The 13,143-nt window shown below is 64.7% G+C and carries 13 protein-coding genes; 4 read left to right on the plus strand and 9 right to left on the minus strand.

The window, feature by feature from the left end; translation table 11 throughout:
* Positions 1 to 45: 45 nt before the first annotated feature.
* The gene (locus K2W61_RS02800; protein WP_175131294.1) at positions 46 to 408 is read right to left on the minus strand and encodes a c-type cytochrome; all 363 of its coding nucleotides are present in this window, start codon (positions 406 to 408) and stop codon (positions 46 to 48) included.
* Positions 409 to 422: 14 nt separating this feature from the next.
* Complete coding sequence (locus K2W61_RS02805; RefSeq protein ID WP_049071752.1) at positions 423 to 773, minus strand: c-type cytochrome; 351 nt, start codon at positions 771 to 773, stop codon at positions 423 to 425.
* A 178-nt stretch (positions 774 to 951) separates the two neighbouring features.
* Here K2W61_RS02805 and K2W61_RS02810 point away from each other — a divergent pair, with 178 nt between their 5' ends.
* Both K2W61_RS02810 and K2W61_RS02815 read left to right on the plus strand, forming a co-directional pair.
* Positions 952 to 1,833 (plus strand): AAA family ATPase, encoded by an 882-nt coding sequence (locus K2W61_RS02810; protein ID WP_175131293.1) that lies wholly within the window; start codon positions 952 to 954, stop codon positions 1,831 to 1,833.
* A gap of 22 nt (positions 1,834 to 1,855) precedes the next feature.
* The gene (locus K2W61_RS02815; RefSeq protein WP_175131292.1) at positions 1,856 to 3,028 is read left to right on the plus strand and encodes a vWA domain-containing protein; all 1,173 of its coding nucleotides are present in this window, start codon (positions 1,856 to 1,858) and stop codon (positions 3,026 to 3,028) included.
* Positions 3,029 to 3,058: 30 nt separating this feature from the next.
* Here the strand turns inward: K2W61_RS02815 and K2W61_RS02820 are convergent, their stop codons facing one another.
* From K2W61_RS02820 to K2W61_RS02830, 3 genes are all read right to left on the minus strand, one after another.
* Positions 3,059 to 3,616, minus strand: coding sequence for a GNAT family N-acetyltransferase (locus K2W61_RS02820; protein WP_175131291.1), 558 nt, complete (start codon positions 3,614 to 3,616; stop codon positions 3,059 to 3,061).
* Between the two features lie 92 nt (positions 3,617 to 3,708).
* Positions 3,709 to 4,089 (minus strand): hypothetical protein, encoded by a 381-nt coding sequence (locus K2W61_RS02825; protein WP_175131290.1) that lies wholly within the window; start codon positions 4,087 to 4,089, stop codon positions 3,709 to 3,711.
* A 293-nt stretch (positions 4,090 to 4,382) separates the two neighbouring features.
* Positions 4,383 to 4,982, minus strand: coding sequence for a GNAT family N-acetyltransferase (locus K2W61_RS02830; protein WP_236755032.1), 600 nt, complete (start codon positions 4,980 to 4,982; stop codon positions 4,383 to 4,385).
* Between the two features lie 111 nt (positions 4,983 to 5,093).
* Here K2W61_RS02830 and K2W61_RS02835 point away from each other — a divergent pair, with 111 nt between their 5' ends.
* Complete coding sequence (locus K2W61_RS02835; protein WP_175131288.1) at positions 5,094 to 7,847, plus strand: M16 family metallopeptidase; 2,754 nt, start codon at positions 5,094 to 5,096, stop codon at positions 7,845 to 7,847.
* Positions 7,848 to 8,137: 290 nt separating this feature from the next.
* Positions 8,138 to 8,527, plus strand: a complete 390-nt coding sequence (locus K2W61_RS02840; protein WP_175131287.1) for a DUF4148 domain-containing protein — start codon at positions 8,138 to 8,140, stop codon at positions 8,525 to 8,527.
* A 321-nt stretch (positions 8,528 to 8,848) separates the two neighbouring features.
* Here K2W61_RS02840 and dnaJ read toward each other — a convergent pair whose 3' ends face one another.
* From dnaJ to grpE, 4 genes are all read right to left on the minus strand, one after another.
* The gene (gene dnaJ, locus K2W61_RS02845) at positions 8,849 to 9,976 is read right to left on the minus strand and encodes a molecular chaperone DnaJ (protein WP_175131286.1); all 1,128 of its coding nucleotides are present in this window, start codon (positions 9,974 to 9,976) and stop codon (positions 8,849 to 8,851) included.
* Between the two features lie 109 nt (positions 9,977 to 10,085).
* Positions 10,086 to 12,011 (minus strand): molecular chaperone DnaK, encoded by a 1,926-nt coding sequence (dnaK, locus tag K2W61_RS02850; protein ID WP_175131285.1) that lies wholly within the window; start codon positions 12,009 to 12,011, stop codon positions 10,086 to 10,088.
* Between the two features lie 81 nt (positions 12,012 to 12,092).
* Positions 12,093 to 12,497 (minus strand): thioredoxin family protein, encoded by a 405-nt coding sequence (locus K2W61_RS02855; RefSeq protein WP_236755033.1) that lies wholly within the window; start codon positions 12,495 to 12,497, stop codon positions 12,093 to 12,095.
* A gap of 14 nt (positions 12,498 to 12,511) precedes the next feature.
* Positions 12,512 to 13,069 carry a nucleotide exchange factor GrpE gene (gene grpE / locus K2W61_RS02860; protein ID WP_175140947.1) on the minus strand — a complete coding sequence of 186 codons (558 nt, stop codon included), beginning with the start codon at positions 13,067 to 13,069 and terminating at the stop codon, positions 12,512 to 12,514.
* Positions 13,070 to 13,143: the final 74 nt, after the last annotated feature.

The raw sequence follows: 13,143 nt of genomic DNA on the forward strand, positions 1-13,143 counted from the left end.
TCGGTCACCCGAGGGTTTTTTGCGTTTGCGCCGGGGCGCGCGGCCTTATTTGCGCACGCCCAGGTCGCTCGGCAACGAGGACAGCCAGGCCGCCACATTGCCGATGTCCTGGTCGGACAGTTGAGTGGCGAAAGCGCCCATGATGGGATTCTTGCGCACGTTGGCCGTGGCCGCGCTGCCCGAGGCGCCACGGCGGTAGGCCTTGAGCGCATGCACCAGGTAGTCGGCGTGCTGGCCGGCCAGCGTCGGATAGGCCGGGTCCACCGCCGTCTTGGCGTCGGCGCCATGGCAGGAGGCGCAATTGAATTTGTCGAACACGGCCTTGCCGGCCGCCAGGTCCTGGGCCTGGGCAGTCGCGCCCGAAATGGCCAACGTCGCGCCCGCGAGGGCAAGCATGATGCGGTTCATGTGATTGCCCCCTGTCATTTCAGATTCGAGTAGTACGCGGCCAGATCGGCGATGTCCTGGTCGGACAGGCTGCCGGCAATGGCGTCCATCGTGGGATGGCTGCGCGCGCCTTTCTTGTACTCGTTGAGGGCGGTCTCGATGTATTTGGCGTTCTGGCCGGCGATCATCGGGACGTGGTACAGCTCGGGGAAGGTCGCCTTGTAGCCTTCGATGCCGTGGCAACCGATGCACATGGAGACCTTGTCACGGGCATTCTGGACGTTGCCGACCGGCGCCGCGTCCGCAGCGGCTGCCTGGCCGGCGATCGCACAGGAGGCCAAGGTCAGCAGAGAAACCGTGTACTTCAGAGAGAATCGCAACTTCATTGGGATGGCTCTTCTTGGTATGGCTTGAGGACTAGGGCCTGCTCACACGGAAAGGCCCCCGGCAAACACGTTGCGGGTCGAACCCCACTGCAAAACCGCCTGATTGTACGATAATTGTCTAGGATTAATACCCGAAAATGGCCTTGATCTCCCTCAACTCCGAGAAGCCCACCGATCCATGTCCGCTGCCCAGACCGCTCCTTCCGCACCGCAAACACGCTTCGATGGCACCGATCGTTACGTCGCCACCGATGACCTCAAGCTTGCCGTCAACGCCGCGTTGACGCTGCAACGCCCGCTGCTGATCAAGGGTGAACCCGGCACCGGCAAGACCATGCTGGCCGAGGAAGTGGCGCGCGCGCTGGGCCGCCCTTTGCTGCAGTGGCACATCAAGTCGACCACCAAGGCGCATCAGGGTCTGTACGAATACGACGCGGTGTCGCGCCTGCGCGACTCGCAGCTCGGCGACGAGAAAGTGCGCGACATCCGCAACTACATCGTGCAAGGCACGCTGTGGCAGGCGTTCGAGGCCGAGCAGCCAGTGGTGGTGCTGATCGACGAGATCGACAAGGCCGACATCGAATTCCCCAACGATCTGCTGCGCGAACTCGACCGCATGGAATTCCATGTCTACGAAACGCGCCAGACCATCGCCGCGCGCCACCGCCCGCTGGTCATCATCACCTCCAACAACGAGAAGGACCTGCCCGACGCCTTCCTGCGCCGCTGCTTCTTCCACTACATCCGCTTCCCCGATCGCGACACCATGCGCGACATCGTCGCGGTGCACTTCCCCGAACTCAAGCAGGACGTGCTGCGCGCGGCGCTCGACACTTTCTTCGCCCTGCGCGATGCGCCTGGCCTGAAGAAAAAGCCGTCCACCTCGGAACTGCTGGACTGGTTGCGCCTGCTGCTGGCCGAAGACGTCAGCGCGGCGCAGATCGACGCCCACACCGCCACCGCGGTGCCGCTGATGGCGGGCGCCCTGCTCAAGAACGAGCAGGACGTGCACTTGCTGGAACGGCTCGCCGCCATGACCCGCGGCACCCAGCGCCGCTGACGCGCCCCCAACGGCGGCCGCCATGCTGATCGACTTTTTCTACCACTTGCGGGCCCACAAACTGCCGGTTTCGGTGCAGGAATATCTGACACTGGTGGACGCGCTGCGCCAGGACCTGATGACGCCCACGCTGGACGACTTCTACTTCCTGGCGCGCACTGCGCTGGTCAAGGACGAATCGCTCTACGACCGCTATGACAAGGCCTTCGGCGCCTACTACAAGGGCATCGAGGCGGCGCTGCCGGCCGGCAAGGACATCCCGCTGGACTGGCTCATCAAGCAGTTCGAGAAAAGCCTGACGCCGGAAGAAAAAGCCGCCATCGAGAAGCACGGCTGGGACAAGCTGATGGCGCTCTTCAAGGAGCGCATGGAAGAGCAGAAGGAGCGCCACGCCGGCGGCAGCAAATGGATCGGCACCGGCGGCACCTCGCCCTTCGGCAACGGCGGCTACCACCCCGAAGGCATCCGCGTCGGCGGCCAGTCGGCCGGCAACCGCAGCGCGGTCAAGGTCTGGGACATGCGCCAGTTCAAGGACTACGACGACCAGGTCGAACTCGGCACGCGCAACTTCAAGATCGCGCTGCGTCGCCTGCGGCGCTTCGCGCGCGAAGGCGCCGAACTCGAGCTGGACCTGGATGACACCATCGCCAGCACCGCGCGCAACGCCGGCCACCTGGACCTGCGCATGGTCCCGGAGCGCCACAACACGGTCAAGGTGCTGATGCTGCTGGACGTCGGCGGCAGCATGGACGACCACATCGGCCGCGTCGAGGAACTGTTCTCCGCGGCGCGCAGCGAGTTCCGCAACCTCGAGGTCTACTACTTCCACAATTGCCCCTACGAGAGCCTGTGGCAGAGCAACCGGCGGCGTCAGAACGAACGCTTCGACACCTGGGACGTGCTGCGTAAATACAACCCCGACTGGCGCCTGATCATTGTCGGCGATGCCACCATGAGCCCCTACGAGATCCTGCAGCCGGGCGGCTCGGTCGAGCACTACAACAAGGAACCCGGCGCGCAGTGGATGCGCCGGCTGCTGGATGCCTGGCCCAAGTCCGTGTGGCTCAATCCCGAGCCCACCGCGTCGTGGCAGTACCGCCAGTCCATCGCGCTGATGCGCGACATCATGCAGGACCGCATGTACCCGGTGACGGTCGCGGGGCTGGAGCAGGCGATGCGGGTGCTGTCCAAGTAACCTGCCGGCCGCTCTCCGCGGTGTCGCGCCTCAGCCATCCACCGGCTGCGCCGGCGTGTCCAGCGTCAGCTGATAGAACGCCAGGTCGAGCCAGCGGCCGAACTTGAAACCGGCCTCGCGAATGGTGCCGGCGTGCACGAAACCCAGCTTCTCATGCAGCCGTATGCTGCCCTGGTTGGCCGCGTCGATACCGCCGATCATCACATGCACCTGGTTGGCGCGGGCGCGCCCGATCAGCACGCGCATCAATGCCTCGCCCAATCCCTGCCCGCGAAAACGGCCGTCGACATAGACGGAATGCTCGACCGAATACTTGTAGGCAGGCCAGGCGCGGAACGTGCCATAGCTGGCGAATGCCATCAACTCGCCCGCCGCGTTTTCGAAACCCACCACCGGGAATCCGCCACCGGCCTTGGCCTGGAACCAGCCCTGCATCGCCTCGCGCGGCCGCGGCTTGTAGTCATACAACGCGGTCGAGGTGAGGATGGCCTCGTTGAAAATGGCCAGAATCTGGTCCGCGTGGCGCTCGTGCGTGCAATCGACCAGGATGGCGCCCTGAGGGGCGCCCGTGTCAGCGTGCGTAGTCATGCCGCGGATTGTAGCGAGCCGCGGCAATGCCGCGACAAAAAAAACCGGCGTAATCGCCGGTTCAGTGAAGGGACTGCCGCTTCTGGCCACTCTCAGGCGGCGCGGCTCTCGACTGATCGGTGGGGGATCCCGGCCATGCCGCGTACGCCAGGGCACTGGCGCCAGCACAATTCGTCGGCGTCCATGTCCAGGTCAAACAGGTCGTTGGCCGCGGGCCAGGGATGTTCGCGGGCCTGCGCGCCCTCCATTTCGAGCACGTGCCCGGCAAAGCCGCGCGGCGAACCGCCGCACTCCGCGAAGTAGCGCTGCGCGCGCAGATCCACCACGTAGGTGGTCATGTCATGGGTCAGTATGGCCACGAATTGGCCGTCATCACTGGCATAGGCGTACTGGAATTGTCCTTTGATGCGGTCGCCGCTCATGGGGCTGCCGGTCAACTGGGACAAGGCACGCGTGACGATCTCGGTCAGCATGGGTCGTTCCTCCGAAAGATGCGCCGGCAGGATGCCGGCGGCGAAGGCGCGAACAACAAGCACCGTCGTCGCCCGCGGGGCGGGGACGCGCGTTCCGGCATGCTGCCGATGCGGCCCGGCGGGGCGGCGGCTGGCGTTGGACGGGAAACCTGTAGACGGCTGTCGCGCGTCCCGTCGACAACAGCAACTACGTTCTGCAAAGCTTACACCCGCGCCCGCTCCGATCTCAAATCGGCCGCGCCACGCCAGGATGTTGCGCCGCAACACGCCGGCATGACAGGGGCTGCCGGTACTTATGCCGCTGCAAACGGCTCCGAGCCTGGGCCTGCGTCACCATTTTTCCGCGCCCGCCAGGCCTCGCGCGCCAGCCGATACAACACATGCGTCTTCAACGGATGGCCGTCCGGCACCGCCGGATGCTCGAAGCGCTGTGCATCTTCGCGCATGCCCAGGCGCCGCATCACCGCGCGCGATGGCTCGTTTTCCGGCACCGTGAACGCCACGATCTCGGGCACGCCAACCTGCTCGAACCCCACCCGCAACGCCGCCTGCGCGGCTTCGCTGGCATAGCCCCTGCCCCAGTAGGGCGCCGCCAGGCGCCAGCCGATTTCCACGCCGGGCGCGAACGGCAGCGTCGGCGCCAGCGCCTTGATCCCGACGAATCCGATGAACGGCGCGACGCCCGGCGCTTCGACGGCCCAGAATCCCCAACCGTATTCGTCGATGCCCGCGGCCAACCGGTCGGCCAACGCGTCGCTTTGCGCCGCGCTCATCGGCAGAAGGTAGCGGGTCACGCCCGCATCCGTATTCATGGCGGCGAACGGCTTGCGGTCGGCAGCCAGCCACTGTCGCAGCACCAGCCGGGGAGTCTCGATTTCAAGGGATAGCGACATGCGCGGTTTTCCAGACAGAATGACGGAGCGGCGTGCGGGGGCCCAAGGCCCTGAACCATTCACACCGTATACACTCCAACGGATTCTGCCATGCCAAAGGAATAGTCCGCCATGCGCCTGTCCATATCGAAGCTGCCGCGCCCTCTGGGCGCGCTGCTGTTCACATCCTTCCTGGCCTTCCAGGCCGGAGCCGCCAGCCTGCCGGATGGCGTCACGGAGGCCGCCTCGATTGAAGGCATTACCGAATACCGCCTCAGCAACGGCCTGCGGGTCCTGCTGGTGCCCGATGAATCCAAGCCGTCGACCACGGTCAACATGACCTACCTGGTCGGCTCGCGCAACGAGAATTACGGCCAGACCGGCATGGCCCACCTGCTTGAACACATGCTGTTCAAGGGCACCTCCACCACCCGCAATGCGATGGGCGAGTTCTCGCGCCGCGGCCTGCAGGCCAACGGCTCGACCTCCAGCGACCGCACCAATTATTTCGCCAGCTTCGCCGCCAACCCCGACACCCTCAAGTGGTACCTTGGCTGGCAGGCCGATGCCATGGTCAACTCCCTGATCGCCAAGGAAGACCTCGATTCCGAAATGACCGTGGTGCGCAACGAGATGGAAAGCGGCGAAAACAGCCCCTTCCGCATCCTCATGCAGAAGATGCAGGCCGCCGCCTACCAATGGCACAGCTACGGCAAGAACACCATCGGCGCCCGTTCCGACGTCGAAAACGTCGACATCGGCCAGTTGCGCGCCTTCTACCACGAGTACTACCAGCCCGACAACGCGGTGCTGATCGTGGCCGGCAAGTTCGATCCGCAGGCCACCCTGGCTGACATCGAAGCCACCCTGGGTAAGCTGCCCAAGCCGGACCGCAAGCTGCCGCCTGAATACACCATCGAGCCGGCCCAGGACGGCGAGCGCAGCGTCACCCTGCGCCGCGCCGGCGGCACGCCGCTGGTCGCGGCGATGTACCACATCCCCGCCGCCGGCAGCCCCGACTTCGTGCCTTTCGACCTGGCCACCACCATCCTGGCCGATACGCCGTCGGGCCGCCTCTATCATGCGCTGGTGCCGACCAAGCTGGCCTCGGGCGTGTTCGGTTTCACCATGGAGAACCTGGACCCGGGCCTGGCGATGTTCGCGGCGCAATTGACGCCGGGCAAGAACCAGGACGCCGCCATGAAGGCCCTGACCAACACGCTGGAAAGCCTGGGCAAGAAGCCCTTCACCCAGCAGGAGCTTGACCGGGCCCGCAGCAAGTGGCTGACCTCCTGGGAGCAGACCTACAGCGATCCCGAACAGGTCGGCGTGGCGCTGTCCGAGGCCATCGCCGCCGGCGACTGGCGCCTGTTCTTCCTGCAGCGCGACCGCGCTCGCAAGGCCACGCTGGCCGAAGTGCAGCAGGCCGCCACCACCTACCTGATCCAGAGCAACCGCATCGAAGGCCGCTACATCCCCACCGACAAGCCGGTGCGCACGCCGCAGATGCAGCGCGCCGATCTCACCGAGGTCTTCAAGGACTACAAGGGAGACCCCGATTTCAAGGCCGCCTCCGCCTTCGACCCTTCGCCGCAGAACATCGACCGCCTGACTCAGCGCAAGACGCTCGACCTGCCCAATGGCCCGGTACAACTGGCCCTGCTGCCCAAGGCCACCCGCGGTAACCGCGTGCAGGCGCAGATGCTGATCCAGTTCGGCAACGAAAAAGACCTGCTCGGCCAGCGCGTCAACGCCAGCGCCGTGGCCGACCTGCTGATGCGCGGCACCGCCAAGCTGTCGCGTCAGGACATCCAGGACCGCCTGGACCAGTTGCAGGCCGAATTGGGCTTCAGCGGCGGCGGCACTACGCTCAAGATCGCCATGTCCACCAAGCGCGAGAACCTGCCCGAGCTGACCCGCCTGGCGCTGGACATCGTGCGCAACGCCAACTTCCCCAAGGAACAGATCGAGGAATACCAACGCCAACTCGAAACCTCGATCCAGAACGCCATGACCGAACCGCAGGCCCTGGCCGCGCGCGCCCTGGCTCGCCAGGACAATCCGTGGCCGGCCAACGATCTGCGCTATGTGCCGACGTTCGAGGAGTCGCTGGCCGGCATCCGCGCCTTGAACCGCGAGGCGCTGGCCAAGTTCCACGCCAAGTTCTACGGCGCGGGCAAGATCGAATACACCGCGGTGGGAGATTTCGAGCCCGGCGCGGTGGAAAAGGCCATTGCGGATGGCCTGGCCGGCTGGAAGCGCGCCCCCGCCTATACCCGCGTCGCCAACCCCTACCGCGACATCCCGGCCAAGCAGTTCGACATCGAGACGCCCGACAAGGCCAATGCGTTCTACATCTCGCGCATGCCGCTGAAGCTGCAGGACACGGATGCCGACTATCCGGCGCTGTACCTGGCCAACTATCTGTTCGGCGCCTCGGAGACCTCGCGCCTGTGGAACCGCGTACGTGAAACCGAAGGCCTGTCCTACAACGTGCGCAGCTCGTTGTCGGTCTCGTCGTTCGAACCCAGCGCCAGCTGGACCATGTACGCCATCTACGCGCCGCAGAACCGCGAACGCCTGGAAAAGGCCATCGGCGAAGAACTCGCCCGCGTGCTCAAGGACGGTTTCAGCGATAAGGAAATCTCGGATGGCATCACCGCGTTGCTGAACTACCGCAACCTGGCGCGCGCCCAGGACGACGTGCTGGCAGGCACGTGGCTCGACTATCTGCAGCGCGGCCGCAGCTTCGAATGGTCGGCCGAGATGGACCGGAAGATCAGCGCGCTCACGCCCGCGGCAGTCAACGCGGCGCTGCGCAAGTACCTGCGGCCCGACGGCTTCAGTACCGCCGTCGCCGGTGACTTCAAGAAAAAAGCGCCCTGACGCGCCGCGTCCTCCCGCTGTTCCGACCCCTGCTGCGGCAGGGGTTTTTTTTCGCCTGCCGCGCATGCCGGCGACAGAAAAAGGGGCCGACCATCACCAAGACCATGCCATAAACGGGGAAATTTCTTATCCAAATTTTTATTGCATGCTTATTTGGAAAGATGTTTTCAGAATATACGGGTTTATCCCAGGTGAAATGCCGCGCACAATTCATTCATCGGGAACAAACAACGAACCACGACGGCAAGCCGCCAGATGCGGCCCCGCCCCACAACATATTGGAGGTCATTATGAAAACCCTGACGACTACCCTGCTGATTTCCCTAGCCCTGGCGGGAGCCGGCGCCCAGGCCGCCGGTGTCGAACAAGCCAAGTCGAGCGCCCAAGTGGCGACCGAACTGCAACAGGCCAAGATCAACGGTCAATACACCTTCGGCGAACTGGACTACCCGCCCGCCCTGCCCCAGACCACCAGCCTGAGCTCGCAGGACGTGCAAGCCCAGCTGCAACAGGCCAAGGCCAGCGGCGAATACACCTTCGGCGAACTGGACTACCCGCCCGTCGCCGCGGCTCCGGCCAGCGCCAAGTCGCGCGCTGAAGTCCAGCAGGAGCTGGCCCAGGCCAAGGCCAGCGGCCAATACACCTTCGGCGAACTCGAGTATCCCCCGATCACCCGGTGAGCTGCTTGCTGTAGCCCGGCCGGCCTCGGGCGGCATCGTGGCCCGAGGTCGGTTTTTTCGGCCACAGCGGCAAAACAGGCGCGTGGATAAGGCCGCACCACGCGGTTGTTGTAGCAGTACCCGCAGTAGCAGTATGAAGTGGCAGTACCTGTAGTAGCAGTACGAAGTCTGAAGTAGCAGTACCTGCAGTGAAACCGCGGCGCAAGCCGCGGTTTTTTTTGCCCTGGCGCAGGAACGCCCACGGACAACGGCCCAGCACCCGGAAGTCTCCGGATGCTGGGCCGTGATGCGCCTCGCGGGGCGGCGATCAGCTCATGCGATTCAGCTGAAGAACTCCTTGACGCGATCGGTCCACGACTTGCTTTGCGGCGAGTGGCGGTCGCCCCCGTCGTTCAGCGAGGCCTCGAACTGGCGCAGGATGTGCTTCTGGTCGTCGCTCAGGCGCACCGGCGTCTCGACCACCACATGGCAGTACAGGTCGCCCGGGTAGCTGCCGCGCACGCCGCGGATGCCCTTGCCGCGCAGGCGGAAGGTCTTGCCCGACTGCGTGCCCTCGGGAATCGAGATCTCGGCCTTGCCGCCCAGCGTCGGCACCTGCAGCTCGCCGCCCAGCGCCGCCGTGGTGAACGGGATGGTCAGCTCGCAGTGCAGGTCATCGCCATCGCGCTGGAAGATCTTGTGCTGCTTGATGTGGATTTCCACATACAGATCGCCCGGCGGACCGCCATTGATGCCCGGTTCGCCGTTGCCGCTGGAGCGGATGCGCATGCCGTCATCGATGCCGGCCGGAATCTTGACCTGCAGGGTCTTGTTGCGGCGGATGCGGCCGACGCCATCGCAGGCCGTGCAGGGATCGGTGATTTCCTTGCCATTGCCATGGCAGGTCGGGCAGGTCTGCTGGACGCTGAAGAAGCCCTGCTGCATGCGCACCGCGCCGGAACCGCCGCAGGTGCGGCAGGTCTTGGGCGAGGTGCCGGGTTTGGCGCCGGACCCGTGGCAGGTGTCGCAGTGTTCCCAGCTGGGGACGCGGATCTCGGTGTCGAAGCCGGCGGCCGCCTGCTCCAGCGTGATTTCCAGCGCATATTTGAGATCGGCGCCGCGGTACACCTGCGGGCCGCCGCCCCCGCGACGGCCACCGCCGCCGCCGAATATCTCGCCAAAAATGTCGCCGAACGCATCGGCGAAACCGCCGCCCATGCCACCGCCCATGCCGGCGGCGTTGGGGTCGACGCCCGCGTGGCCGTAGCGGTCGTATGCGGCGCGCTTCTGTTCATCGCCCAGGACCTCGTAGGCTTCCTTGGCTTCCTTGAACTTCTCTTCGGCTTCTTTGCTGTCCGGATTGCGGTCCGGATGGTATTTCATGGCCAGCTTTCGATAGGCCTTCTTGAGTTCGTCATCCGAAGCGTTTTTCGCCACGCCCAGGATGTCGTAATAGTCGCGTTTTGCCATGATCGGTGGGCCCGGGAAGGAGCCTTCTTTTCAGTGCTACAGAATGAGTTCGCCCGGTAGGCGGATTTCTCCGGCTACCGGGCGGCAGAGGCAGGTCAGCGCCCGGCCATTATTGGTCGCGCTTGACTTCCTTGAAGTCGGCGTCGACGACGTTGTCGTCCACCGGCTTCGCGTTGTCGGCGGCCTGCTGCTGGCCGGCGGCTTGCTGCGCCTGCATGTCGGCGTACATCTTTTCGCCGAGTTTCTGCGAAGCGGTCGACAAGGCTTCGACCTTGGCGTCGATGGCCGCCTTGTCGCCGTCCTTCAGCGTGTCCTCGAGCTCCTTGATGGCCGCTTCGATGCCTTCCTTCTCGGACGCCTCGAGCTTGTCGCCGTATTCGGTCAGCGACTTGCGGGTGGCGTGCACCAGCGCATCGGCCTGGTTACGGGCCTGGGCCAGCTCGGCAACGCGGTGATCTTCCTCGGCGTTGGCCTCGGCATCCTTGACCATGCGCTGGATCTCGTCTTCCGACAGACCCGAGTTGGCCTTGATGGTGATCTTGTTTTCCTTGCCGGTGCCCTTGTCCTTGGCCGACACGTGCAGGATGCCGTTGGCGTCGATGTCGAACGTGACTTCGATCTGCGGCATGCCACGCGGCGACGGCGGGATCCCTTCGAGGTTGAACTCGCCCAGGGCCTTGTTGCCCGCGGCGATTTCACGCTCACCCTGGAAGACCTTGATCGTCACGGCCGGCTGGTTGTCGTCGGCGGTCGAGAAGGTCTGCGAGAACCGGGTCGGAATGGTCGTGTTCTTCTGGATCATCTTGGTCATCACGCCGCCCAGGGTTTCGATACCCAGGGACAGGGGGGTGACGTCCAGCAGCAGCACGTCCTTGCGGTCGCCCGACAGCACGGAACCCTGGATGGCGGCGCCCGCGGCGACGGCTTCGTCGGGGTTCACATCCTTGCGCGGCTCCTTGCCGAAGAATTCCTTCACCTTTTCCTGGACCTTGGGCATGCGGGTCATGCCGCCGACCAGGATCACGTCGTCGATGTCGGAAACCTTCACGCCGGCGTCCTTGATGGCCACGCGGCAGGGCTCGATGGTGCGCTCGATCAGTTCCTCGACCAGCGCTTCCAGCTTGGCGCGCGTGATCTTCAGGTTCAGGTGCTTCGGACCCGAGGCATCAGCCGTGATGTACGGCAGGTTGATCTCGGTCTGCTGGCTCGAGGACAGCTCGATCTTGGCCTTTTCGGCGGCTTCCTTCAGGCGCTGCAAGGCCAGCACGTCCTTGGACAGGTCGACGCCCTGTTCCTTCTTGAACTCGCCGATGATGTAGTCGATGATGCGCTGGTCGAAGTCTTCGCCGCCCAGGAAGGTGTCGCCGTTGGTCGACAGCACTTCGAACTGCTTTTCGCCATCGACGTCGGCGATTTCGATGATGGACACGTCGAACGTGCCGCCGCCCAGGTCATAGACGGCGATCTTGCGGTCGCCCTTTTCGGTCTTGTCCAGGCCGAAGGCCAACGCGGCCGCGGTCGGCTCGTTGATGATGCGCTTGACTTCGAGGCCGGCGATGCGGCCGGCGTCCTTGGTGGCCTGGCGCTGGCTGTCGTTGAAGTAGGCCGGCACCGTGATGACGGCTTCGGTCACTTCCTCGCCCAGGTAGTCCTCGGCGGTTTTCTTCATCTTGCGCAGCACGTCGGCCGACACTTGGGGAGGCGCCATCTTCTTGCCGCGCACTTCCACCCAGGCGTCACCGTTGTCGGCCTTGACGATGGCATAGGGCATCAGGTTGATGTCCTTCTGCACCGCCTTTTCCTCGAACTTGCGGCCGATCAGGCGCTTCACCGCGTACAGGGTGTTCTTGGGGTTGGTCACCGCCTGGCGCTTGGCGGGCGCGCCCACCAGCGTTTCACCGTCGTCCATGTAAGCGACGATCGAGGGGGTGGTCCGGGCGCCTTCGGCGTTTTCAATGATCTTGACCTGACCGCCGTCCATGACAGCCACGCAGCTGTTGGTCGTGCCCAGGTCGATGCCAATAATTTTGCTCATGGTCGGGTTACCTTGGATAAATCTGTGAAATTAGAGAGAAATTTCCTGTCCCCACATAACTGGGGCTGCCTACAGGGTTTTTCAAGACACCTGGCTGGAATTTTCCGCCGGCGCTTCCTGCAGGCGCCGGACCGCCGCCGTGAACTGGGGCAATCCGGGCCAACCGGTAATGCGTCCGAGCCGCTTTCCGGCTCGGTAGAACACAAAAGTGGGGACGCCATGCAGGGAAAAGCGGCGGCCCAAGGGTTCATCGGCGTACACGTCGGCCTCGAACCAGCCAAGACCCAGGTCCAGCAGGGATTCCTGGTGCAGCAACGCCGCCTGCTTGAAGAGATTGCAGTTATAGCAATCCTGGCCCCACAGGAATACGCAGCGCAGGTCCGTCCCCGGCGCCTCGACCACGGCGGCATCGAAGCCCGCGGTGTCGACATGCCGCATGCCGAACACCGCGAAAACCTGGGCCGGGTCGAACCTGGGGCCGGTCATGGCGCGCCGTCCGTTCAGCCTTGGCCGGCGGACACCACCACCAGGGCCGGACGCAGGGTGCGGTCGGCGATGGCGTAGCCCTTCTGCAGCAGCTGGATCACCGTATTGGCGGGCTGCTCCGACGGGACCGAGGAAATCGCCTGGTGCAGGTGCGGATCGAACTTGTCACCCTGGGCCGGCGCGATTTCCTTGAGCAGGTTGCGCTCGAAGGCCGCCGCCAGCTGCTTGAGCGTGACTTCGACGCCCTCGCGCAGGGTTTCGACGGTCTGGTCGGCCTGGGCCAGCGCGGCCTCCAGGCTGTCCTTGACCGGCACCAGGCTTTCGGCGAACGACTCGATACCGAACTTGCGCGCCTTGGAGACTTCTTCCTGGGCGCGGCGGCGCACGTTCTCGGCGTCGGCGCGAATGCGCAGAAGCTGGTCCTGTTGCTCGTTGACGGTAGCCTGGGCCGCGTCCAGCTGGGCCCGCAATTCGTTCAACTCGGCCTGTGCCGCGTCCTGGGCCGCGGGGGCCGCATCGGCGTCTTCGCCGAATCCGGGCGTCTGATCTACAGGCTCGTTGGGTGCCGTCATGGGGAATCCTCCAAAAAGAATGGCTTTCGCAACCATGAATGGGGGCCAATACCCCTATTTCAAGCCCGGGAAAG

Origin of the sequence: Achromobacter pulmonis (assembly GCF_021733725.1) — a bacterium.
Classification (GTDB): Bacteria; Pseudomonadota; Gammaproteobacteria; order Burkholderiales; family Burkholderiaceae_B; genus Achromobacter; species Achromobacter pulmonis.